This window comes from Pseudomonas imperatae (assembly GCF_057128625.1).
Window position 1 is genome coordinate 14,379 of the sequence record NZ_JBSKHP010000010.1, and the last position, 23,087, is coordinate 37,465.

The window sequence follows — 23,087 nt, forward strand, 5'->3', positions numbered from 1 at the left end:
GTTCATCCCCCATGACGAGGCCCGAGCCATGCCCCCAGCACCAGACCTGAACATTCAAACCCCCGGCGATCCCAACGCCAACACTTCCACCGCCAACACCACCGCCAACACCACCGCCAGCCAGGCGGTCACCGCGTATGCCATTGAGCACCGTGGTGGCGGCCGTTATGTCGTCATCGACAACAACGCCGACCTGGTGGACAGCAAGACCGTGAAGATCGGTGACTTCATCGGCACCAAGGATGAAGCACTGGCCGAGGTGGAGCGCCTGAACGCCGGTGGCGAGCCGTTCGTAAGTGCCGATGGTAATGGCGACGGCGATGCGGACCTGGCACAGGAGCAGGCCGCCAACACCACCGCCAGCCAGGAAATCGACCCCACCACTCTCAAAGCCCCGAAGCTCACCGAGCACGGCTGGCTGTGCCCGGAGAAGTGAAACATGGGAAGCAAGTCCACCCCGAAGGTCGTAACGACCGACCCCGTTGCCGAGGCAGATGCAGCCGCCAACGAGGCGGCCGCAAAGGCAAACGCCGAGACCGCGACCAGAAAGCGCCGAAAGGCTGATAGCTCGCTGCTGTCGTCCGCCGGCGCCCAGGGCGTGGCCACCACCGCCACCACTGGTGGCAGCCTGCTGTCCACCGCCGCCACCAAGGACACACTGGGATCATGAACGAAACCCCCGCTGCCCAGATCTGCAAGCGCCTCACCTCGCTCAAAGGGCTGCGCCAGCCACATGAGCCTGTGTGGCGGGATTGCTTCGACCACACGTACCCCATTCGCGGTGACGGCCTGGACACCACCCTCAATGACGCCACGGACGTGCAGGCACGAATTGCCCGCCTGGCCGACTCGACGCTCACTGACGCCACGCGCCTGCAGGCCTCGGCAATCATGGCTGGCATGACGCCGGCCAACTCCCGATGGTTCAACCTGGACGTCGGGCAGGAAAGCGACGACGAGCGCCGGTGGTTGGACGACAGCGCCCAACTGCTATGGGAAAACATCCACTCCGCGAACTTCGACGCCGCCGGGTACGAAGGGATGATCGACCTGGTGTGCGCCGGCTGGTTCGCCATGTACATCGACGAGGACCGCGAGCGCGGGGGCTTCACCTTCGCGCTCTGGCCCATCTCCAGCGTGTACTGCGCCACCTCCAAGCCTGACGGCAAGATCGACATCGTGTACCGCTGCTACAAGCTGACCGCCGAGCAGGCGTCCAACGAGTTCGGCCTGGAGAACCTGAGCCAGGCCGCGCAGAAGCTGGCCAAGGATAAGCCCGACGAGCAGCTGGAGTTCGTGCACGCCATCCAGCCGCGCAGCACCTACATGGTCGGCGCCCGCCTGGCGAAGAACATGCCGGTGGCGTCGTACCACATCGAGGTCGGGCAGAAGAAGCTGGTGCGCGAGAGCGGCTACCACGAAATGCCCGTGGTGGTGCCGCGTTGGATGCAGATCCCGAACAGCGTCTACGCCATCGGCCCGGTCAGCGAGGCGCTGCCGGACGCCCGCACGCTGAACAGTCTGGTGCGCATGGAGCTCGCCAACTGTGACCTGGCCATCGCCGGCATGTGGATCGCTGAGGACGACGGTGTCTTGAACCCGCGCACCGTGAAGGTGGGCCCGCGCAAGATCATCGTGGCCAACAGCGTCGACAGCATGAAGCCGTTGCAGACCGGCGCCGACTTCAACGTGGCGTTCACCAAGGCCGACCAGCTCCGCGCCTCGATCCGCAAGGTGATGATGGCCGACCAGCTGCAGCCTCAGGACGGCCCGGCCATGACGGCCACCGAAGTGAACGTGCGTGTGGCGCTGATCCGCCAGCTGCTGGGCCCGGTGTACGGTCGCCTGCAGGCTGAGTACCTGCAATCCCTGATTGAACGCTGCTTCGGCCTGGCCTTCCGTGCCGGCGTGTTCGCCGCCGCCCCGCAGTCGCTGGGCAACCGCGAGTTCACCGTCAAGTACATCAGCCCGCTGGCCCGAGCCCAGAAACTGGAGGAGGTCGGCGCCATCGACCAGTTCGTTGCCGGTGCCATCCAGGTGGCTGGCGGCACTCAGGACACCAGCGTGCTGGACAACATCGACTTCGACGAGGCTGCCAGATTCCGTGGTGAAGCCTTGGGCGTGCCGTCCTCGATCATCCGCAGCAAGGCCGCAGTTCAGGCCAAGCGTGATCAACGGCAGCAAGCTCAGGAGCAGCAGCAACAGCAGGCGGTGCAGCAACAACTGCAGATGTCCGCAGGCCAGGAAGCCATCAAGCAGGTAGCCAACCAATGACCCCTGAGCAGATCGACGCGATGTTCAAGCGGGTGTTCGAGGATCACCACGAAGGGCGCCTGTGCCTGGACCTGCTGATCCAGCGCTTCGCCCGCAACGCCGTCACCAGCGGCGGCATCGACGCCATCCTGAAAACCTACATGCAGGCCGGGCACCGCGAGGTGCTCGACCACATCATGCTCCGCATCAACCGTGCAAACGGCGTGCTCGAGCACCAAGACCACAACGAGGAATGACCATGAAGACCTTCATCGGCAGCAAGCTCATCATGGCGCTGGCAATGTCCCGCGCCGAATTCGTCGCGTACCGCTACCCAAACCAGTCACCGAATCCTGACGCCGGGGATCCTACCGATCCTGGCTACCTGGTCGAATACACCGATGTCGGTGCGCCGAACCACCCAGATCATGCTGGATACATCAGCTGGTCGCCCAAGGAACAGTTCGACAACGCCTACTTGGAAGTTGGCGACGTAGCAGGCTTGGCTCCGCATCAGTTGCGCGTGGTTGCTGAGAAGGCCCAGCTGGACGACCGTATCAACAAGCTGACCGCTTTTCAGTCCACCGATCTGCACGCCAGGCTGCCAAGCGACGAGCAGCACCGGCTTTCGATTCAGTGGAACGCGATGAAAACCTATTCGCGCATCCTCGGCGAGCGTGTTGCGGCGTTTGGGGGTGAAGCATGAACTGGTTTGTCCACCGCATGCTGGGCCACTACCTGCAAGACGAAGCCAACGAAGGCGGCGGCGAAGGTGGCGGCGCGGCACTGACTACCGCTGCGCCTGCGGCCACTGGCAGCCTGATGGACCAGGGTGCTGGCAACGACTACATCCCGGAGAAGTTCCGCGTCACCGGCGCCGACGGCAATGTGGACGTGGCCCAGTCCAGCCGCAAGATGGCTGAGGCCTACGGTAGCCTGGAGAAGCGCCTGGGTACCGGCGACGTGGCGCCCAAGACCGTCGACGAGTACGCCCCCAAGGTCGAGGGCGTCGAGGGTTTCAACTGGGACGAGTTCAAGGCCGACCCTGACACCCAGACGTTCATCAAGGGCGCGCACGCCAAGGGCATCACCAACGACCAGCTGTCGTTCGTCCTGGGCGAATACTTGAACCGTGCCCCAGCGCTGGTGCAGGGCGCTGCCGCTCTTGACCAGAACTCAGCCACCGAAGCCCTGAAGGGCGAGTGGAAGACCGACGCCGAGTTCAAGCAGAACCTCCAGGCCTCCTACCGCGCGGCCCAAGCGTTCGGCGCCGAGGGTGACGGCCTGGGCAGCATGAGCAAGCTGATGGCCAAGTACGGCAACGACCCTGACTTCATCGCGTTCACCGCGCGCATCGGCCGGGAGATCCAGGAAGACAGCCCAGCCAGCCCCAACGCCATGACCGGCCAGGACTTCGACGCCCAGGTGGCCGAGCTGCGCGCCCAGCTCGAGCAGATCCCAACCCACGATGCACGCCGTGCACCGATCCGCGCCAAGCTCGACGCAATGTACGAGCAGCGCTACACCCCCAAGAAGTCCGCGCTTTCCCCTCGCAGCTGATCCCCAAATGTCGGGAAACCGACAGTCCCCCTGTCCGACCATCGCTGGCAATCCCGTAAGGGGCGGCCCGCGATGGCTCGCGGATACCCGCCAAACGCCCGTAGGTGCGGCACGACGCCGACGCACCCCGTACATCAGGCCCGGCCACCGGACACCCTGCACAAGGCGGCAATAATTTTTTGGAGCGAGCGCCATGTCGCAGCAGATCACCGAAGCCTTCGTCCAGCAGTTTGCGGACAACTTCATGCACGTCGCACAGCAGCAGATCAGCCGCTTTGAGCCGTGCGTCACCATTGAGCCCAACATCGTGGGCATGTCGAAGTCCATCAACCGCCTGGGCCAGCGTACTGCCCAGCGCCGCACCTCCCGCCACGGCGACACCCCGATCAACGATCAGCCGCACTCCACCCGCTTTGTCGACCTGTTCGACTGGGAAGACGGCGACATGATCGATGACCAGGACAAGATCCGCATGCTGGTTGACCCGCAGTCGGACTACGTCAAGGCCATGGTGTCCAGCCTGAACCGCGCCAAGGATGACGTGGTGATTGCGAGCCTGGGCGGCAACTCCCGCAGCTCGACCGGCAACATCATCCTGCCGAGCACCCAGAAGATCGCCGTGGGCGGTGTCGGCCTGACCAAGGCCAAGATCATCCAGGCCAAGAAGATCTTCCGCGCCAACGAGGCGGACGAGGAGAACGGCGAAGAGCTGTACATCGCCTACAGCTCGCAAGCGCTGGCCGACATCCTGGCCGACACCACGTTGACTTCGGCTGACTTCCTGGCCGGCCGGATGCTTCAAGAGGGCACGCTCAAGGGCAAGTGGATGGGCTTCAACTGGATTCCTTCGGAGCGTCTGCCGAAGACCAGCACCACCCGCTTCCTGTACGCCTGGTCGAAGTCTGGCGTCACCCTGGGCAAGGGCAAGGACATCACCACCAAGGTTGGCGAGGATCCGGGCAAAGGCTTCAACGTCCGCATCTACGCCAAAATGTCCATCGGCTCCGTCCGCGTGGAAGAAGAAAAGGTCGTGGAGATCGCAGCGAACGAGGCGTAAGCCTCGTTTTCTCCGTCTTCCTCAGCAATCAGGAGCCCATCATGGCAACCGTACTCGGATCCCTGGCAGCGGCCCGCGCCGCACTGCCGCAGCAAAACGTCAAGATGAACCTGCAGAACGGCGACCTGCAGTGTTTCGTTTCCACCTACACCGTCCCGGCCGGCGGCCAGGCCATCGGCGACATCATCTCGTGGGGCTACCTGCCCTTCGGCGCCCGGGTAATGCCGGGCTCCAAGGTGTTCTTCGCCGTGGGCGCTGCCAGCTCCACCATCACCCTGGGTGACCCAGTGGTCCCAGCTCGCTACCTGGCAGCCACTTCGGTGGCCACCGCTGGCAGCGCACTGGCTGAGGCCCAGTACACCAACGGCGCGCTGTTCGAAGTCACCGTGGTGAAGCCTGGCGATGCCACCGACCTCAGCGAGCTGCGCTCCGTGGTTGCTGGTGCTGCCCTCCAGGCTGGCCAGGTCATCACCGTGGTTGTGCTCTTCGCCGGGCCCAACTGATCGCAGGTCGTCCGCAATGGGCGGTTAAACACCGGGGCCGCGTGCCCCGGTTTTTGTTTGAGGTGAACCATGGCAACTGCCGTTTCGATCTGCTCCAACGCGCTGCTCATGCTTGGCGCACAGACCATCAACGACCTGGACGAGGACCTGCCGCGGGCGCAGCTGGCCGCCAACCTCTACGAGTCGGCCCGGGACGATATGCTCCGTGCCCACCCATGGAACTGCGCCATCAAGCGCGTGTTGTTGGCGCCCAACGTGGTGGCCCCGGCCTTCGGGTACCAGTTCCAGTTCAACCTCCCGGGCGATTACCTGCGCGTCCTGAGCGTGACATCCGGCCGTGCAGTCGTTGACTACCTGGTGGAGGGGCAGATGATCCTGTCCGATTGCGCCTCGCTCGAGCTGCGCTACGTGTTCCGCAACGATGTGGAAGCCACGTGGGACAGCGCCCTAGTGGACATCATGACGCTGGCCATGGTGGCGCGCATGGCCTACGCCATCACCTCGTCCACCAGCGAGGCGCAGGCACGGCAGCAGGCGCTGGAGTACGCCCTGCGCAAGGCTCGGGCCGTCGATGGGCAGGAAGACCCACCGCAGACCCTGGGCGACTTCCCGCTGCTGAACGCTCGTTACAGCGCGGGGGTAGGGCGGTAATGGCTAAGGTCTCGCTGATTCAAACCAACTTCACCGCCGGCGAGCTGTCGGCGCGGATGATGGGCCGGGTGGACATTGCCCGCTATGGCAACGGCGCCAAGGTGATCGAGAACGGCCTGGTCATGATCCATGGCGGCGTGATCCGTACCTGGGGCACCAGGATGGTGGCCGCCACCAAGTACGCCGACCGCAAGACCATCCTCATTCCGTACGTGTTCAACCGCGACCAGTCGTACATGGTGGAGTTCGGCGACCTGTACCTGCGGGTTTACAGCCGCGATGGCGCGTTGCTGACAGAGCTGGTTTCGCCCTACGACCAGACTATGCTGGACGACCTGTCGTACGTGCAGGGGGCGGACACCATGTTCCTGGCGCACCCGGACCTGCCGATCCATCGCCTGCGCCGCTCGAGCAACACCGTGTGGGTTATCGCGCCTGCGCCGTTCGTTACTGAGCCCTTCGACGAGATAGGCATTGTTCCCGCGGCCACGCTGACGCTCAGCAGCGGCGCCGTGGGTACCGGCATCACCGCGACGGCCAGCACCGCTGTGTTCATGGCTGCAGATGTTGGGCGCGAGATCTGGGCCGGTACCGGCGTTGCGGTCATCACCGCCTACACCAGCACCACCACAGTGACCGTCCAGAACAAGATCGCCTTCGACCAAACCGCCTGGGCATCGGGCGAGTGGTCGCTCAAGGGCAGCCCGCAGGCCACGTTGACGCCATCGGCCAAGGAGAACGTAGGCGACACCATCAACCTGACCCTTTCGCTTGCTGGGTGGCGTACTGAGGACGTTGGCAAATGGGTGCGCATCAACAGCGGCCTGGTGCTGATCACCAGCCTGGGTGGATCTGATGGTTCGGGCGGAACGTTCGACCCAACCCTGGTGGCCAAGGGCAAGATCCAGGTGGCTCTGTCCGCTACGGTTGGCGCCCAGGCGAACGCCTGGACCCTGGAGTCCACCGTGTGGAACGCCGACAACGGCTACCCCTCGTCCATCACCCTGCATGAGCAGCGCCTGGTCTGCGCGGGTTCGCCTGGCTTCCCCCAAACAGTCTGGATGTCCCGCACCAGTGAATACCTGAACTTCGAGATCGGTACCGACGATGACGACGCTATGTCGTTCACGGTCTCGTCCAACCAGATCAACCCCATCGTGCACATGGGGCAGATCCAGACTCTGATCGCGCTGACCTACGGCGGCGAGTTCACGCTCACTGGTGGCGTCGAGAAGCCCATCACCCCCACCAACATCCAGGTCAAGAACCAGTCGGTCTATGGCTGCAATGGTGTGCGCCCGCTGCGGATTGGCAACGAGCTGTACTTCATGCAGCGCGCCAACCGCAAGCTGCGGGCCATGGCCTACAAGTACGAGACCGATGCCTACGGCTCGCCGGATATGTCCGTGCTGTCGGAGCAGGCCACCGCGTCTGGCATCGTGGATATGGCCTACCAGCAAGAGCCTGAGTCGATCCTGTGGCAGGTCCGGGCCGACGGTGTCATGGCCACGATGACCGTTGACCGCGACCAGGACGTCATCGGCTGGGCCCGACAGCTCACCGACGGCCAGTACCGTGCCGTGGGCAGCATCCCCGTGGATGACGGCGAAACGGTGTGGGTGATTGTCGACCGGGTCATCAACGGCGCCGCGGTGAAGTACCTGGAGCGCTTCGACGTTGATGCCTACACCCACGCATCCATCACCGGTACCAGCGTGGGCGGCAGCGACACCTGGGGAGGGCTGGCACACCTGGAGGGCAAGACCGTCGATTGCGTTGCTGATGGGGTGGTCATGCCGCAGCAGGTGGTATCCGGCGGCCAGATCACTCTGCCGCGCGCCGCCAATGCCGTGGAGATCGGGCTGCCGTTTACCACCAAGATCCAGACCCTGACGCCCGAGCTGGCCAGCCAGACGGGTACAGCCCAAGGCAACAACATGCGAATCAGCGAAGTCACCCTGCGCTTCCTGGACACGATCGGCTGCAAGGTGAACGGCAAAGTTGTGTCGTTCCGCCAGTTCGGCCCGGCCATCCTCGACAGCCCGCTGCAGCCGTTCACCGGTGACCATCGGATCGAGAACCTGGGGTGGGAACGTGGGGAGGCAACCCTGGAGATCACCCAGGACCAGCCGCTCCCGTTTCACCTTCTTGCCGTTATCAAGGGGTTCCAGCAGTCATGATCCGGCCAGCCACCCATAGCGACATCCCGCGCATCCTCGAGCTCGGGACAATCATGCATGCCACTACCAACTACTCCGGCCTGCGCTACGACCAGGAGCGCGCCGGCCAGTTCATCGCAGGGCTGATCAGCGGCGGTGGTGTGGTCTTCCTCGCCGAAATTGATGGTGTGGTGGTTGGCGGGATCGCTGGCGCGCTGGGCCAGCAGTGGTTCAACGACGACCTCTACGCCTTCGAGATCGCCCTATTCGTGGAGCCATCCCGCCGCCATGGGCTCACCGCCATCAAGTTGCTGCGGGCCTTCATCAAGTGGGGGCAGCTTCGAGGCGCCAAACACATCGAGGCCGGCGTCACCACCGGCCAGGGCGTCGAGGGCATCACCCGCCTGTATCAGTCGCTCGGGTTCAAGTCCGAGCACCCCATGTTCAAGATGGAGATCTAACCGTGCCTATCGAGATCCGAAGCACCACCGTTGCCGAGGTCGAGCAGTCCGGCGCCATGGCCAAGCTGCTGGAGCAATACGCCAGCGAGTCCAGCAGCCCCGAGTTCGGCAAGGTGCAGGCCTGCTTCCCCATGTACAACGCCATGGAAGCCAGCGGCGCCCTGCACATCATCGGTGCCTTCGCACCCGATCTGGTGGGGCTGGCGGTACTGATCGTCTATGGCTTGCCCCACTACGGCGGGTACCGGGTCTGCGCCATGGAATCGTTCTTCGTACTGCCTGAGGCCCGCGAGACCGGCGCCGGGCTCAAGCTGTTGCGTGCCGCCGAGGCCAAGGCATGCGACCTGGACGCCCGCGCCCTGATGGTCAGCGCCCCGGCCGGCGGCCGCTTGCAGGAGGTGCTGCCGCGCCAGGGCTATCGCGAGAGCAGCAGCGTGTTTGTGAGGGCGCTCCCGTGAACGATCTATTGCTAGCCCAGCCAGGCCTGCCGTCGATGTCCAGCGATGACGTGGAGCGCGTGCAGCGCCTGGAAAGGACCTTGATGCAGGCCGAGCAAGTGCCCATCAAGACCACGCACCACTTCCATGCAGGCCTGTACGTCCGAACCATCCGTATCCCAGCTGGCGTGATGATCACCGGCGCCCTGATCAAGATCCCCACCTTGCTGGTGGTCTCGGGCCACGTGACGGTTTTCATCGGTGGCGAGTGCCTGGAGCTGGTCGGTTACCACGTGCTGCCGGCGCAGGCCGGGCGCAAGCAGGCGTTTCTGGCTCATGCCGATACGGACCTGACCATGACCTTCGCGACCGCGGCCACCACCGTCGAGGATGCCGAAGCCGAGTTCACCAATGAAGTCGACCTGCTGGCCTCGCGCAATCAGGCCGGAAACACCACCATCAGCACAGGGGAATAACCATGTCGGGATACACCACCGCTGCGGTAGCCGCAGCCGCTGTACTTTCTGCCGGCGTGGCCTACCAGTCTGGCCAGCAACAGAAGGCCATGGGCGAGTACCAAGCCGACCAGGCCCAGGCCGACGCCGACGCACAGGTCAGCGCCGCGCAGGTACAGGCCCAGAAAATCCGCAAGCTGGCGGCCTCGCAGGCAGGCCAGGCGAATGCCTCGCTGGCCGCATCGGGCGTAGAGGTGGGCGAGGGGACAGCCATGCGCATCGATGAAGGCATCTACCGCGACGCAGAAGAAGACGCCTCGATGACGATCATGAACGCCAACACCAGCGCGGCGAAGACCGTACAGCAGGGTGTTGCCGCGAAGATCCAAGGCAACCAGGCCGCCACTGCTGGCACCTTGAACGCCGCGTCATCGCTCATTGGCGGTGGTGCTGCCGCATACACCGGCTGGAAAAAGAGCCAAACCACCACAACCACGAAGGCCTGACGCATGCGCATCCCTACCGGCAACTTCGGCCAGGTCGTACCAGAGGTGCGCCCGGGCTCAGCAGCATTCGATAACACCCAGGTCAGCCACGCCGCAGATCGCCTGGCCCGCACAGTCCAGGGTGCTGCCCTGACGGTCATGGACCAGCAGAACCAGGAAGACAAGGCCCTGGCCCGCGTGCGCGCCAGCAACCAGATACTGGATCGCGAGGCCCAGCTCAAGACCATCACTGCAGACCTGGGCGAGAAGGCTCGCACCGGGCAGCTGACCCATGACCAGCTGGGAGATGCCTACGAGAAGGCGGTCAGCAGCCTTGACCCCGTCATGCCCAAGGGCTTGGACCAGGCAGAAATGGAGGGCTTCAACCTGTCCCTCAAGCGACTGCAAACCAATGGAAGCCTGGGCATCCAGCAGCTGGCCAGCACCACCAGGATTGCTGAGGCGCGAAGCGACCTGGCATCGCGTATGGATATGCTGGGCAAGGACGCAGGTATGCCCGGTAGCGATCCTGACGCCCTGGTACGCCGCATGGATGCTGAGGACATCGACACCGCAGGCCGCATGGCCTACGGCCAAGACTGGGATCGCCAGAAACAGAACTTCAAGGACAACGTCTACGCCACGAACGCTAGCCAGCGCATCAATGCTGCGCGGGACAGCATGGGGGAGCTGAGCAAGCTCGAGCATGAACTCACCGCCGAGGACGGCTACTACTCGTCCAAGCTTGACGCCAACAAGCGCACCTCGGCCCTCAACAGCATCATGGGCTTCAAGACGCGGCTGGAGAACCGTGCCATGGCACAGGAAGCAAAGCGTGAGGCTTCGGCCCAGCGCACCATGTTCCAGGCCCAGCAGCAAATCGCCAGCGGCATCCCGGCGCCGGCGGGCTACTGGGACAAGGTCGGGCAGGCTGTCAGCGGTACCAGCTTCGAGGGCGACTACAAGGACATCGTCAAGTCCGAGGGCGAAATCCAGAACGTGCTGAGGCTGCCTGTCACCCAGCAGATGGACTACGTCCAGAAGAAACAGGCCTCCCTGATGGAGGGCGGTGGCACCGTGAAGGACGGCGCCACCCTGGCCAGGCTCTCAACCGCGGTCAACAACAACATCAAGCAATTGCAGGACCAGCCGCTGCTGTACGCCCAGGCACGCACTGGCGTGGAGGTTCAGCCCTTGGACGTCACCCAGCTGGTGACCGGCGCTGACCCATCGAAGCTGGGCATGCAGCTGGCAGACCGCGCGTCGACCATCACCGGCCTGCAAAACATGTTCGGCAGTGGGGTGAAGATGCGGCCGTTCCTGCCTCAAGAGGCCACCGCGCTTGCCGGCGCGCTCCAGCAAGCCACGCCGCGCCAGCAGGCCCAGCTGTTCGGGATGCTGAAGGATGCCTTCCAGGATGACAAAACCTTCCAGGGGGCCATGCAGCAGATCGCCCCAGACGCGCCGGTGAAGGCGCTGGCAGGGATGATCTATTCGAAACAGAAGGACATCACCCTGCAGCACAACTGGGTGCGCGACGACGTGAAGGCCAGCAGCGGTGATGTCGCTGAGACAATGCTCACCGGCGAGAACATCCTCAACAAGACCAAGGGCGACAAGGCTACCGACGGCAAGGCTGTCAGCTTCCCCCTGCCCAAGGAAAGCGACTTCCGCACGGAGTTCGCTAGCCTGGCGGGCAACGTGTTCGCCGGCCGGCCTGAAGCATTCAACGTTGCCATGCAGGCGGTGCGCTCCTACTACACCGGCAAGTCGGCGCAGGATGGCGATGTGTCCGGTGAGATCAACCCTCAGCGCATGAAGCAGGCGGTGTCCTCGGTGATTGGCACGCCCACCAAGGTCAACGGTGGCCCTGCCGTGCTGACCCCGTGGGGGATGGACGAAGACAGCTTCTACGACCAGGCCAAGAGCTCGTTCCAATCCGAAATGACCAAGCACGGCATGCCTGAGGCCCTGACCAACAACTTCGGCATCTTCGGCCTGGAGAACGCCAGCGGCGACACCTATCGCGTTGTGCAGGGTGGCGACTACCTGCGGGACAAGAAGGGCCAGCCGATCATCATTAAAGTGGGCGGGGGTAACTGATGAGCTCTGTATTCGATCTCGACCTTGATGGCCAACGTGTCCAGGCAGAGCGCGCAGCGCTGAACCCGCTGGACGCAGATGCTGTGGCCATGCCCACCTTCTACCGCGCAGGCCAGGCGGTGGGTAGTTCCGCCATGGCCGGCTTCGCCCGGTCAGCCCGCGCAGGCATGCTGGCGCTGTCCACGGTCCCCATCGCCTATGACGCGGTAGCCGGCGGTACCGAGGCTCAGGATTCGTGGTTTGAGTCGATGGACGACCTGACCACGGACGCCATCAAGTATTGGACGCCCAGCGCGCAGGAGACAGGCTCAGCGGGCCGGCTGCTGGGCGGGGTGTCCCAGATGCTCACCGAGTTAACCGCCGGCGGTATCGCTGGGCTGTCGATCACCGAGGGCCTGAACACCGGCGCCGACCTGGTCAATCAGGGGGTGGGCGCCGGTACCGCCATTGGTGCTTCCGTGATTCAGGGTGCCACCATCGGCCTGGGCGGCATGATCCCTGGTAGCGGCGTGGTGGCGGGGAAATTGGCGGACCTGGCTGTCACCGCTGGCGGCAACGTTGCTCTTGGGGTAGCCAACCGTGGAGGCCTCAGCGCGCTGCTCAGCGCCAACGGCTACGAGGCCCAGGCTCAGCAGTACAAGGCCTTTGATGCAGCGTCTATCGCCGCTGACCTGGTAATGGGCAGCGCGTTCTGGGGATTGTCCCGAGGCATGAGCCGAACGACCGTTGATTCAGCGCTCACCCAGCGCAATGCCCAGAACGCCCAGGTGGACACCGCGCCTGGCGTGCCGGTCGATGCGGTTTCGTCGGTCAGCCACCAGGAGGCGCTGCGCACTGCAATTGACCAGATCACCCGCGGCGAACCCGTCAACCTGCCATCGCGCATCATGGACGCCACTTTCCTGCGCACAGGTGACGAGGGTGCTCCCGTGGCGCCAGGGCGTGAAGTGGCGGTCACTGCTGCGCGCCAGGACGTTGAGCCGGCCTACAGGGAGGAGCTGCAGCAGGCCGCACAGCGGCAGGGGAACGTGGCCGACCTGCGCCGCGAGCTGGCCGGTGTGCAGCGTTCGCTGGCTGGCCTGGATGATTCATTCCGTGACCGGGCGAAAGAGTTCCAGCAGCAGGGCCAGGGCCGCAAGGCGGCGGAGTCCTCAGCCCGCGCCGCCATCGAACAGGACCGCCAGGCACTCAACGCGCGTCAGGACGAGATCAACAGTTCGCTGGACCTCAACCGTTCCGCTGAGCAGGCCAAGGCAGAGCTGGGTCGCCTGGATCGTAACGAGCCATCGCAGGTGCTCGAGCAGCGTGTCAACCAGCGGGCCGACGAGATCGAGCGTGGGTTTCAAAAGACCCCGCTGGCGAGCAGCATCCAATCAGGCAATCGCATGTCCTTCCGGCAAATCGCCCAGCAGGAGATTGGCCGGGCACTGGACGAGATCGACCGGGAGCAGATCCAGCCCACGGCACCAGCCGATACCCTGGCTGGCATGCCTGCGGCAGCCAGGGAAGTGCTGAATGAGCCAGCGCCTTCTGTGCATGAAAAGGGGCAGGAAGCGCAACAAAAAGGCCAGGAAGTGCAACAGGAATCGCAAAATGTGCATCAAAATCCGGCCGATGCGGATCCTGAGGTGCAACTGGCGCAGGGCATTGTTGACCACATGGAAGACCTGCGGCTGCCAACTGGCGCCCTCGATGCTGAGGGAAACCCCGTCACCGTGTCTGCCCGGGAAATGCTGGCCGAAGCGGACACGCAGTTGCAGCAGGCCCACAATGACACCAAGGGCTTTCTGGCGGCTGCAGCTTGCTTTTTGCAACGGGGAATTGATTGAATGCCCGAAATAATGGCCAGTGGCCGCAAAGGAGACCTAGGAAATCATGAAGGGATTATTTCTTCTACTGGCCGCAATAGCTCTGGCCGGATGCGCGACTGAGGCAAAATACAAGGCTGCCCTGGATACTTGGATTGGCTCGGACGCCCTCGACCTTGTTAGGGCATGGGGGCCTCCACAGCAGAGCTATGACGTTGGTGACCACAAGTTTCTTGTCTACTCCAGCAATCGCGAAGTCTTCATACCAGGGCAATCCCCGACTTATCAGACAACGGTGATCGGCAATACCGCTTACACCAACAGCTATGGTGGATCGCCGAACATGAATTTAAGCATGACTTGCATGACCACCTTTGAGCTTGCCGGCGGAAAAATCACTCGTTGGTCCTATCGCGGCAATGACTGTACCTCCAAATAGTCGGGAAACCGTCTGTCTGCGCCAAATAGGCTTGCCTCCATCCCAACAGGAGGCAAGCCATGCGCCCCGAATGCATCAAGGCCGTCACCCAGGCGATAGGCCGAACCCTCACCCAGCCCGAAGTCCAGGGCATCGAAAACCGCATCCGCATGAACATGCGCCAGCTGGCGCAGCGCGATCCGACTTGGCAGTCGAAATCCGCCGCCGACCGCCTGACCGAAGCCGCGACCGCTGCGGCCCGTGAGCTGGTTGCTGAGCAGGCGCTCAAGAAACGCCGTGTTGCGCTGACCATCCTGGCCCATGATCGTGTTGCCAACTACGTCGCTCGTTTCCCCACCGCGCCGCTGGAAGGGCTGGACCGCATGATGGCGTTCAGCTCCGATGGGAAGAGCGGCATCCAGTCCATCGAGTCTGCTGGCCGGGCGATCCGCGACGAGGCGGTGTCCCGGATGCTCGATGTGATTGATCTCACCAAGGGCAAATTCCTGGGGTTGATGCAGGACCAGGTGGGCAATCTCGCCCTGGTGCGTGAGCTCCACGGTACCGATTCTGGGGTGCCGGAAGCCAAAGTTGCGGCCAAGCAGTTCCGGGATGTGGCCGAGTCCCTACGGCAGCGCTTCAACCGCGCGGGTGGTGACGTCGGGTATCTCGATGACTGGGCCATGCCGCGTGACCACTCCCAGATCCGCGTTGCCAAGAGCAAGGATGCTTGGGTGAACGACCATGTACGGTGGGCCAACCGCGCCAAGTACATCAAGGAAGATGGCGCAGCCATGAACGACACCGAGCTGCGGGAGTTTCTCGGGAAGGCCTGGTTGACGCTGGCCACCGGCGGCACCAGTAAGCTCGAGCCAGGCCGGGCTGGCGGTGACGGCATGCGTGCCAATCGCGGCAGCGAGTCGCGGCAGATCCACTACAAGGATGCAGAATCATTCATCGCCGCCCAGGAGAGCTATGGCGAGAAGAACCTGCTGGAACTGCTGCTGGGCCACCTGCACAAGGCCGCCACCGATATTGCGCTGGTGGAGGGCTTCGGCCCGAACCCAGACCACCAGCTGCGCTACTGGCTTGATACCCAGCAGAAGGCAGCGGACGTCATGGCGCCAACCGGCGCGCCAAAGAACCAGCGCCAGCGCCGCAAGATCGAGCGGCTTTACGAGGAGATAGCCGGGGCTGGTGATCCGCCGGCCAGCCCCAGCATTGCCAATGGCTTCGACACCTACCGCGCCTTGAACGTGGCTTCCCGCCTGGGCTCGGCGGTGCTCACCTCGGTCACCGACCAAGGCACGCTTGGCCTCACCGCCCACATGAACAACATGCCGGTGATGCAGGTTTATGCCAATGAGTTGCGGATGCTCAATCCAGCAAACGCTGCCGATCGTCGCCTTGCCATGCGCGCTGGCTTGGGCCTGAACCAACTGATCGGCAGCTTAAACCGTTGGGGGGCCGATGGGCTGGGCAGTACTGCTGAGATCTCGGGGAGGGTCGCGAAGTTCTCCCAGACGGCCGCGAGCAAGGTGCTGCAGGCGTCAGGCATTAACGCCCTCACTGCAGGCACCCAACGTGCATTCGGCGCCACCATGCTGGATACGCTAGGGGAAATGAGCCGCAAGCACCGCTCGCTGTCCATGATGGACGAGGCGGACCGGGTTCGTCTGAAAGGGCAGGGCGTTACCGAAACCGATTGGCAGGTGTGGCGCCTGGCCCAGCCTGAGGACTGGCGCGGCACTGGGGACACCGTGCTTACGCCCGCGAGCATCTACCGCATCAGCGATGCAAACCTGCAGAGCCTTGCTGAATCGGTGGGCACCAGCGCTACGCGCTTGCGGGACCAGGCCGCTACCAAGCTGCTGGGCACGGTGCTGGACGAGACCAACCTCGCAATAATCGAGCCTGGTACCCGCGAGAAGGTCATGATGCATGGCGGGTTTGAGCGCGGTACCGTCAAGGGTGAAATTGCCCGCTCGTTCTGGCAGTTCAAGAGCTTTTCCGTGGCCATGATCATGCGCCACTTCCGGCGCGCCATGGCGCAGCAGACCGGCTGGGGCAAGGCCGGGTACCTGGCTGCGCTTACCGCCAGCACCACGGTACTTGGCGCCATGGCAATCCAGCTGGGCGAGGTGGTGGCCGGCCGCGATCCCAAGAACATGACAGATGACAAGGCACTGGGTGTGCCGGGCCTGCGCTTTGGCCTTGCCTCATTCCTCAAGGGCGGCGCTCTGGGCCTGTACGGCGACTTCCTGTTCAGTGACCAGACCCAGGGTGGGAACTCCGCTCTGGCTTCGCTGGGCGGCCCCATCGCCGGCGACATCGAATCACTGTTCAAGATCAAGGGCGATGCAGCCCAGGGCCAGGGTGATCAGCTGGGCGGCAACTTGGTGCGCTTCGCCAAGGGGCACATCCCAGGCGCGAATCTCTGGTACACCAAGGCGGCGACCGATCACTTGATTTTCCACCAACTGCAGGAATTCTTCTCGCCTGGGTACCTGAGCAGAATGACGCGGCGGGCACAGAAGGACTTCGGACAGCGCTACTGGTGGGAGCCAGGCCAACCCATTCCGGATCGCGGCCCAGACCTTGGCGCTGCAGTGGGGGGGAACTGACATGCGCGAAGATCAAATCACACGGTTACAGCAACTCAGCGAAAGCCTGGCGGACGTCGTCATTTCGGAAGCCGACCCACAAGGCTGGCCCGGCGCCGGCAAGCCGCCCGACGAAATGACCAAGGAGGAACGTGGCGACAGGTATTGGAGCAAGAAGAACGCAGCAGCATCAATGACGCTGCTGCTCAAGGTCGTGAACATTGCCGGCATCATGGGCCGTGGGAAGACCGGCGAAACCAATCCAGACGACGAACTGGATAGCGAACTGGCCGCTGCAGAGCGCCAGGCCCAGGCCATGCTGGAGCGTGTACAGCAGGGTGGCAATGTCCACTGACAAACCGAAAGTATCGCTGCTGGTCTTCTTCACCCTGTGGGCCAGGCGCATGCGTTGGCAGGTGCCCGACATCCACGTCAGGGCCTGCTATTGGTTGGAACACCGCGGCAACCTCGCGGTGCTTCGCTGTTTCCGTGGGTTCGGCAAGTCGACGCTGCTGGCTGTCTACAACGCCTGGCGTTTCTACAAGGACCCGACCTACCGAATCTTGCACCAGTCGGAATCTGACCCCACGGCCTACAAGACCAGCCGCGACACGCAAAACGTGATCCGCAACCACCCGCTGACCCGCCACCTGCTGCCGGCCAATCAGGGCACGGTTGAGCAATGGTGGGTGGAAGGGGCCACGGACTTCCGTAACGCCAGCATGTTCTCCAAGGGCATTCTGTCCAACGTCACGTCGGCGCGGGCTGATGAGTGCCAGAACGATGACGTGGAGGTGCCGCGCAACATTCAGACCCCTGAGGCGCGGGAGAAGATGCGGTACCGCCTGGGCGAGCAGATCCACATCATGGTGCCCGGGGCGCGCCAGCTGTACATCGGCACCCCGCATACCCACGACAGCCTCTATGATGAGGTCGAGGGCCTGGGCGCCGACTGCCTGACTATCCGCATGTTCGCCCAGGAACACCGCATAGAAGAGGCGAAGCTCAATGCCTACGATGTGCCCTTCGTGCCGGATGTGGTGTTCTCGGGGATCGGCAAGCACGCCAAGCTGCTGGTGCGGGGCCAGGACTACCAGCTAACCAAGACGGGTATTGCCTTCTTTACGCCGCCCGGCACCTTGGTGGACTGCTACGCCGGCAGCGCCTGGCCTGAACGATTCAATGCCGAGGAACTTGCAGACCGTCGCAAGAAGACCCGGACCATCAACGAATGGGACTCGCAGTACCAGCTCCACTCCAAACCCGTTGCGGAGGTGCGCTTGGACCCGGCACGCATCATTCCATACGACGTTCACCCGACGATCCGAACCGCCAACGGCGGGGTGGGCATGTTCCTTGGCACCACCCAGATCGTGGGCGCGGTAGCCTATTGGGACGTGTCCCTGGGCAAGATCAAGTCGGATGCATCGGCCTTCTCGCTGCTGCTCACCGACGCCAGGGGACAGCTGTACTGGCACGTTTGTGAGGGGCTCACCGGCGAACTGGCCGAGTTCGACGATAAAGACCGGATCATAGGCGGCCAGGTCTGGCAGGTCCGCGCCTTCGTGCTCAAGTACCAGATTCCCTGCGTGGTGGTGGAGACCAACGGCCCGGGCGGCTTCGTGCCGAACATCCTGAAGCAGGCGCTCAAGGGCACGGGGTGTGGTGTGCGCGAGGAACACTCCAGCACCAACAAGCAAAAACGCATCCTGGATGCCTTCGAATCGCCGCTGTCGGCGCGCTTCCTGTGGGCCCATGTGGATGTTCTGCGCGGCCCGCTGTGGGACCAGATGCGCGACTTCAACCCGGCCATCAGCGACCAGCCAGACGATTACCTGGACTCCGGCGCCGGCGCTGTCAGCCAAACCCCCGTGCGAATTGGGCGAATAGTCGGGAAACCGACAGAGGCCCAGCGGGACGATTGGCGCCCAGATGCGGGCGTGCACGAGGTGCAAGTCGATTATTGAGCCCGCCAAAGCGAGGGCTCCCATGGCTGTATCCAACCAACAACCCTATGTCGAATACGCCGCCAACGGCGTGGCCACGGTCTTCGCCATCCCATTCCGGCTGATCCAGGCTACCGATCTGGGGGTGTACCTCAACGGGGTAGAGCTGGTCGCCGGCTACGCCATCACCGGGGTAGGGGCCAATACCGGGCAGATTACCTTCGCCGTGGCACCTGCGGCCGGCACTCTGTCGCTGATCCGTGAGGTACCGCTGGAGCGGCTTACCGACTACCAGACCAATGGCGATCTGCTCGCCAAGACAATCAACTTGGACTTCGACCGGATCTGGTGCGTGCTGCAGGATGTGGGCCGCACCCTTGGGCGTGCGCTTGTCCGGCCGTTCTTCAAGAACTACTTCGACGCCCAGGGCTACAAGATCTCGAATCTGGGCGATGCCGTAGCGGACCAGGACGCAACCAACATCCGAACCATGCGCAGCTACATCGAAGCTGCAGTGGCCGGTGTGGTCGGGGGGTACGGCTGGTTTTTGCAGGCCGGTACCGGCGCGATTCAGCGAACCTTCCAAGCCAAGATGCGCGACACCGTATCGGTAAAGGACTTCGGCGCGGTGGGTGACGGGGTAACGGACGACTCGGACGCCATTCAGGCCGCCTTCCTGTCCACCAGCAAGCCGGTGTTCTTTCCTGCTGGCACATACAAAATCACGCGCACCCTCTATCGAGTGGAGGGCCTAATTCTAGGGGAGGGACACCAAAGCAAGTTGGTATTCACAGGCCTGGCAGGCGCCAACGGCATCGTCTTCGCTCCGGTGACCTATCAGACCACTAGCGGCGCTGAATCGCTTGCCATGCTGGCCAACGGCAGCAATGGCGGCAAGGCGTTCTCCACCCCCTATGACGCCACCCAATACAGCACGCTGTATTCCAATTGGCGCTGGAAGAACCTGCTGATTGCTGGGGCCAACAGCCCAGTGGCCGGGACCAACAACGCCTTCGAAACCGTAGAGACCTGGTTGTGCGGCATCGAACAGGGCGACGGTTTCAGTTGCCATATCTCCAACATTTATTTCCGTGGCAACTACCGGTCTGACACCGATCCTGCTGCCCAGGCTCAGTCCTGCTTCTTGCGCCTCACCGCCGCCAGCGCGCTGCTTACGGCGTACGCGGGCGAGTTCACAGCCACGAACGTTTACCGCGGCGTGGAGATCGGGGACCGGGTGTTCTTCCAGATTCTCCGCTTCGACATTGCGCACTCCTACGACGGGATTTTCCAGATCAGTGCGGCGGGCAATGCCTACGGCGAAAGTAAGGTGTTGCACGGCAACATCAACGCGCAACACGTCGGCGTGTATTTCAACGCAATTGCTACCAGGGAGCTATCCGGGGTGGTTGTGCGTCGGCATCGTTTCGGCTGGAAGGGGGCAACATACGACTGGAAAGGTATTGTTTGTGATAGTTGCAACTATGTATGGATGCGCGATTGCCAGATTGCCCCCGATGAATCGGGCGGTGCATTTACTGGCAGCATGTACGGCGTGCAACTAAATACCTGCGGCGGCGTGGATGTTGATGGTTTGACTGTGAACCCTGGTATCGACTTCGGCCTGTATATGAGCAACTGCACAATGGTCTATGTCGATGGAACCAGGACGTTCCAGAACGTTGCTACCGATGTTTTGTTCCGCGCTGTCTCCAACACCCGTTCAAGTCGGATTGGCGCGTATACGCAGGTCTCAACATTCACAGGTACGCCTTACACCGATGACGGCACTATCACGGCCGGCGCAATTCAGCAGAACCAGCGCAACGTGATCCCTGAGGGCGGCACGCCCCAGTACCTCTGGCGGCGCATCAGTAGCGCGGTCGATGAAAAGATCTGGAAAGCCTCGACCAGTGCGACAACGTGGGCGCTGCAAATGACCAACGACGCAGAGACCACCAATGCCAACGCGCTGATTCTAACTCGATCAGCCACAACGCTAACCCAGGCAGACCTGCGCACCGCGAAGCTGATCCTTGCAAACGGCCCAAGCATCAACGTAGGCGGAAGTAGCCCGGAGGGCTCCGTAACTGCCTCCGTTGGCTCCATCTACATGCGCACTAGCGGGGGTGCTGCAACTTCGTTTTACGTTAAAGAATCAGGAACCGGCAATACCGGTTGGGTGGCGAAATGAAAGTTATCCGAAATAAGGATGGTGTCGTTATCAATATTGGCGATTGGGATTATCTGACTTCAATCGAAGTTGATATTGCTGGTGATGAAGTAACCATTATCGGCAACCCAATGCCAGATGGTGCGGTTGAATCTGATGAGGAAGTTGTAACCGGTTGGGACGGCGGGCTGTATGTCGTCGGTGACCCCAGAGCAGAGAGCCATTAATGGTCAGGCGACAAAGGGAAGAGCATATGCACTCCGCAGAACGGGAAAGTAATCGAAATATTGGCGAGCGCGTAGGCGCCCTGGAACAGGACATGAAGGTGGTAGCGCACCGGCTCAATGAGTGGGACCGAAGGCACCAGCACTCGCCCGAGCGCCTGGCAAAGCTCGAACAGCAGTTCGCTCACCAGTCCGAGAAGCTGGACGATATGGAAGCTGGCATCAGCAAGATCAACGCCGCAGTCGAAAAAATGGGGATGAAGATCACCTGGGGCCTGGGTGCAGCCGCGGCCTTCATGGTGATGTTCGACAAGGTCTGGCCGCTGCTGGCCAAGGGGATGGGGTCTTGAAGTTGATTCCCGAATGGAAGAAGGCCTGGAGGATGTACAGCGTCTGGTCCATCGCCCTGCTGGGCCTGCTCGGCTCGCTGGGCGATCTGCTGTCCCTGGCCTGGGACTACCTGGACTGGCCGCTCTGGACCAAGGCCATCGTGTACGTGCTGGCCGCTATCGCCGGCATCGTGTTCCGCCTACTGACTCAGACGAAGGTGCGCATCAATGGCGAAGATCGGACGTAAATCTGGTGTCGCCCTGGGCGGCGCCGCGCTGGTTACCGCCATGGGGTTGGTGGTGCCCTGGGAGGGGCGCGACTCCACCGCCATCATGACCTCGGAAGGAAAGCGCTACGTTGCCTACCAGGACATCGTTGGGGTGTGGACTGCCTGCGACGGCATTACCCGTGGTGTAAAGCCTGGGGCGAAGTACTCGGGAGCCGAGTGCGATGCCAGCCTGGCGGTGGAGCTGCAGCGTGCCAACGGGTACATCGAGGATTGCATCACCACCAAGATCAGCGCCAAGGAGCGGGGCGCCTACGTTTCGGCGGGTTACAACCTGGGCCCCATCCTGATGTGCGGGAACACCCAGTTGCAGCGCAAGCTCAACGCCGGAGACCGGCGCGGCGCCTGCCTGGAGCTGACCAAGTGGGTGAATGCCGGCGGCAAGTTCGTCCAGGGCCTGTTCAATCGCCGCAAGGCTGAGCAGAAGGTTTGCCTAGCGGGGGTGGACGGCGCATGAAGATCCTCGCCTGCGTTGCCGCCGTCCTGGTCATGGTGGTGCTGGGCCTGCTCTGGCACAGCGACACCCTCTCGACGCGCGCTAGCGCAGCCGAGGACAAGGTCACCGAGCTTTCCAACGCCATCGAATCCCGCAAAAAGACCCAGGCCCTGCTGGCCGATCTCGACACCCAACACACCAAGGAGCTGGCAGATGCCCAGAAAAACAATGCTGATCTGCGCCGCGATGTGCGCGATGGCAAGCGCCGGCTGTCAATCGCGGCCAGCTGCCCCGTCGTGCGAACCGCCCCCGGCGCCGCCGGCGTGGCTAATGCAGAAACGCGAGCCGACATTGACCCCGCGGCTGGTGAACGAATTATCGCCATCGTCAACGACGGTGACGACGCCATCAGGCAACTGAGCGCCTTGCAGGATTGGGTGCAGACGGGCTGCCTGAAACCACAGTAGGAGACCCACCATGCTCGACGTAAACAATGCTTCAACGCTTTGGCTGGACGTCTATGCCCTGTCCGGGATCACCCCGGGGAAGGGCATGATCATCCAGAACAAGAAGAACAACGAGCTGCTGGTGCTGGAAGGCGCCACCAACCCGGGGGAGAACGTTTACGACGGGCGGGTCATCACCTACCTGAAAGAGATCGAAATCACCGAGGGCTCACCTGGTGTCTGGGTCAGGGCCACCATCAACGGTCCCAAGTTCTTCGTGCAGGAGACCTGAC

At 62.9% G+C, this 23,087-nt stretch carries 27 protein-coding genes; all 27 read left to right on the forward strand.

The annotated features are described in order from the left end of the window. The first annotated feature begins 28 nt into the window (after window positions 1–28). The 27 genes from ACWKWX_RS14225 to ACWKWX_RS14355 all read left to right on the forward strand — a co-directional run bounded on the left by ACWKWX_RS14225 (window position 29) and on the right by ACWKWX_RS14355 (window position 23,086). Window positions 29–436 carry a hypothetical protein gene (locus ACWKWX_RS14225; RefSeq protein ID WP_483828116.1) on the forward strand — a complete coding sequence of 136 codons (408 nt, stop codon included), beginning with the start codon at window positions 29–31 and terminating at the stop codon, window positions 434–436. A 3-nt stretch (window positions 437–439) separates the two neighbouring features. Continuing rightward, window positions 440–670, forward strand: a complete 231-nt coding sequence (locus ACWKWX_RS14230) for a hypothetical protein (RefSeq protein ID WP_483828117.1) — start codon at window positions 440–442, stop codon at window positions 668–670. Then, window positions 667–2,274, forward strand: a complete 1,608-nt coding sequence (locus tag ACWKWX_RS14235) for a portal protein (RefSeq protein ID WP_483828118.1) — start codon at window positions 667–669, stop codon at window positions 2,272–2,274. The genes ACWKWX_RS14230 and ACWKWX_RS14235 overlap by 4 nt, the downstream gene beginning before the upstream one ends. Beyond that, window positions 2,271–2,510, forward strand: coding sequence for a Bbp19 family protein (locus tag ACWKWX_RS14240; protein ID WP_483828119.1), 240 nt, complete (start codon window positions 2,271–2,273; stop codon window positions 2,508–2,510). Before ACWKWX_RS14235 ends, ACWKWX_RS14240 begins: the two co-directional genes overlap by 4 nt. A 2-nt stretch (window positions 2,511–2,512) precedes the next feature. Continuing rightward, window positions 2,513–2,959: a crAss001_48 related protein gene (locus ACWKWX_RS14245; RefSeq protein ID WP_483828120.1), complete on the forward strand. Its 447-nt coding sequence runs from the start codon at window positions 2,513–2,515 to the stop codon at window positions 2,957–2,959. Next, complete coding sequence (locus ACWKWX_RS14250; protein WP_483828121.1) at window positions 2,956–3,813, forward strand: hypothetical protein; 858 nt, start codon at window positions 2,956–2,958, stop codon at window positions 3,811–3,813. Before ACWKWX_RS14245 ends, ACWKWX_RS14250 begins: the two co-directional genes overlap by 4 nt. A 193-nt stretch (window positions 3,814–4,006) precedes the next feature. Next, window positions 4,007–4,870 (forward strand): phage capsid protein, encoded by an 864-nt coding sequence (locus tag ACWKWX_RS14255; protein WP_483828122.1) that lies wholly within the window; start codon window positions 4,007–4,009, stop codon window positions 4,868–4,870. 41 nt (window positions 4,871–4,911) lie between these two features. Further along, window positions 4,912–5,373 (forward strand): hypothetical protein, encoded by a 462-nt coding sequence (locus ACWKWX_RS14260; protein WP_483828123.1) that lies wholly within the window; start codon window positions 4,912–4,914, stop codon window positions 5,371–5,373. Between the two features lie 69 nt (window positions 5,374–5,442). After that, the gene (locus tag ACWKWX_RS14265; RefSeq protein WP_483828124.1) at window positions 5,443–6,024 is read left to right on the forward strand and encodes a phage connector family protein; all 582 of its coding nucleotides are present in this window, start codon (window positions 5,443–5,445) and stop codon (window positions 6,022–6,024) included. Next, window positions 6,024–8,204, forward strand: coding sequence for a phage tail protein (locus ACWKWX_RS14270; protein WP_483828125.1), 2,181 nt, complete (start codon window positions 6,024–6,026; stop codon window positions 8,202–8,204). The genes ACWKWX_RS14265 and ACWKWX_RS14270 overlap by 1 nt, the downstream gene beginning before the upstream one ends. Beyond that, window positions 8,201–8,644 (forward strand): N-acetyltransferase family protein, encoded by a 444-nt coding sequence (locus tag ACWKWX_RS14275; protein WP_483828126.1) that lies wholly within the window; start codon window positions 8,201–8,203, stop codon window positions 8,642–8,644. The genes ACWKWX_RS14270 and ACWKWX_RS14275 overlap by 4 nt, the downstream gene beginning before the upstream one ends. 2 nt (window positions 8,645–8,646) lie before the next feature. Then, window positions 8,647–9,102: a GNAT family N-acetyltransferase gene (locus tag ACWKWX_RS14280; protein WP_483828127.1), complete on the forward strand. Its 456-nt coding sequence runs from the start codon at window positions 8,647–8,649 to the stop codon at window positions 9,100–9,102. Then, window positions 9,099–9,557 (forward strand): hypothetical protein, encoded by a 459-nt coding sequence (locus ACWKWX_RS14285; RefSeq protein WP_483828128.1) that lies wholly within the window; start codon window positions 9,099–9,101, stop codon window positions 9,555–9,557. The genes ACWKWX_RS14280 and ACWKWX_RS14285 overlap by 4 nt, the downstream gene beginning before the upstream one ends. A gap of 2 nt (window positions 9,558–9,559) precedes the next feature. Continuing rightward, a complete protein-coding gene (locus tag ACWKWX_RS14290; RefSeq protein WP_483828129.1) occupies window positions 9,560–10,042 on the forward strand; it encodes a hypothetical protein in 483 nt (160 codons plus the stop codon). Between the two features lie 3 nt (window positions 10,043–10,045). After that, the gene (locus tag ACWKWX_RS14295) at window positions 10,046–12,124 is read left to right on the forward strand and encodes a hypothetical protein (protein WP_483828130.1); all 2,079 of its coding nucleotides are present in this window, start codon (window positions 10,046–10,048) and stop codon (window positions 12,122–12,124) included. Continuing rightward, complete coding sequence (locus ACWKWX_RS14300) at window positions 12,124–13,953, forward strand: hypothetical protein (protein WP_483828131.1); 1,830 nt, start codon at window positions 12,124–12,126, stop codon at window positions 13,951–13,953. The genes ACWKWX_RS14295 and ACWKWX_RS14300 overlap by 1 nt, the downstream gene beginning before the upstream one ends. A gap of 46 nt (window positions 13,954–13,999) precedes the next feature. Next, entirely contained in the window at window positions 14,000–14,371 is a 372-nt protein-coding gene (locus ACWKWX_RS14305; RefSeq protein ID WP_483828132.1) for a hypothetical protein, read from the forward strand. A 59-nt stretch (window positions 14,372–14,430) separates the two neighbouring features. Further along, window positions 14,431–16,974, forward strand: a complete 2,544-nt coding sequence (locus ACWKWX_RS14310) for a hypothetical protein (RefSeq protein WP_483828133.1) — start codon at window positions 14,431–14,433, stop codon at window positions 16,972–16,974. A gap of 1 nt (window position 16,975) precedes the next feature. Then, window positions 16,976–17,308, forward strand: a complete 333-nt coding sequence (locus ACWKWX_RS14315; RefSeq protein WP_483828134.1) for a hypothetical protein — start codon at window positions 16,976–16,978, stop codon at window positions 17,306–17,308. Continuing rightward, on the forward strand, window positions 17,298–18,920 hold the full coding sequence (gene terL, locus ACWKWX_RS14320; RefSeq protein WP_483828135.1) for a phage terminase large subunit: 1,623 nt from the start codon (window positions 17,298–17,300) through the stop codon (window positions 18,918–18,920). The genes ACWKWX_RS14315 and terL overlap by 11 nt, the downstream gene beginning before the upstream one ends. A gap of 22 nt (window positions 18,921–18,942) precedes the next feature. Continuing rightward, window positions 18,943–21,093, forward strand: coding sequence for a glycosyl hydrolase family 28-related protein (locus ACWKWX_RS14325; RefSeq protein ID WP_483828136.1), 2,151 nt, complete (start codon window positions 18,943–18,945; stop codon window positions 21,091–21,093). Beyond that, on the forward strand, window positions 21,090–21,299 hold the full coding sequence (locus ACWKWX_RS14330; protein ID WP_483828137.1) for a hypothetical protein: 210 nt from the start codon (window positions 21,090–21,092) through the stop codon (window positions 21,297–21,299). The genes ACWKWX_RS14325 and ACWKWX_RS14330 overlap by 4 nt, the downstream gene beginning before the upstream one ends. A 26-nt stretch (window positions 21,300–21,325) precedes the next feature. Further along, window positions 21,326–21,646: a hypothetical protein gene (locus tag ACWKWX_RS14335; RefSeq protein ID WP_483828138.1), complete on the forward strand. Its 321-nt coding sequence runs from the start codon at window positions 21,326–21,328 to the stop codon at window positions 21,644–21,646. Beyond that, a complete protein-coding gene (locus ACWKWX_RS14340; protein ID WP_483828139.1) occupies window positions 21,643–21,873 on the forward strand; it encodes a DUF7940 domain-containing protein in 231 nt (76 codons plus the stop codon). The genes ACWKWX_RS14335 and ACWKWX_RS14340 overlap by 4 nt, the downstream gene beginning before the upstream one ends. Further along, entirely contained in the window at window positions 21,854–22,369 is a 516-nt protein-coding gene (locus tag ACWKWX_RS14345) for a lysozyme (protein WP_483828140.1), read from the forward strand. Before ACWKWX_RS14340 ends, ACWKWX_RS14345 begins: the two co-directional genes overlap by 20 nt. Beyond that, a complete protein-coding gene (locus ACWKWX_RS14350) occupies window positions 22,366–22,815 on the forward strand; it encodes a lysis system i-spanin subunit Rz (protein ID WP_483828141.1) in 450 nt (149 codons plus the stop codon). The genes ACWKWX_RS14345 and ACWKWX_RS14350 overlap by 4 nt, the downstream gene beginning before the upstream one ends. 10 nt (window positions 22,816–22,825) lie before the next feature. Continuing rightward, entirely contained in the window at window positions 22,826–23,086 is a 261-nt protein-coding gene (locus ACWKWX_RS14355) for a hypothetical protein (protein WP_483828142.1), read from the forward strand. The last annotated feature ends 1 nt before the right edge of the window (window position 23,087 follow it).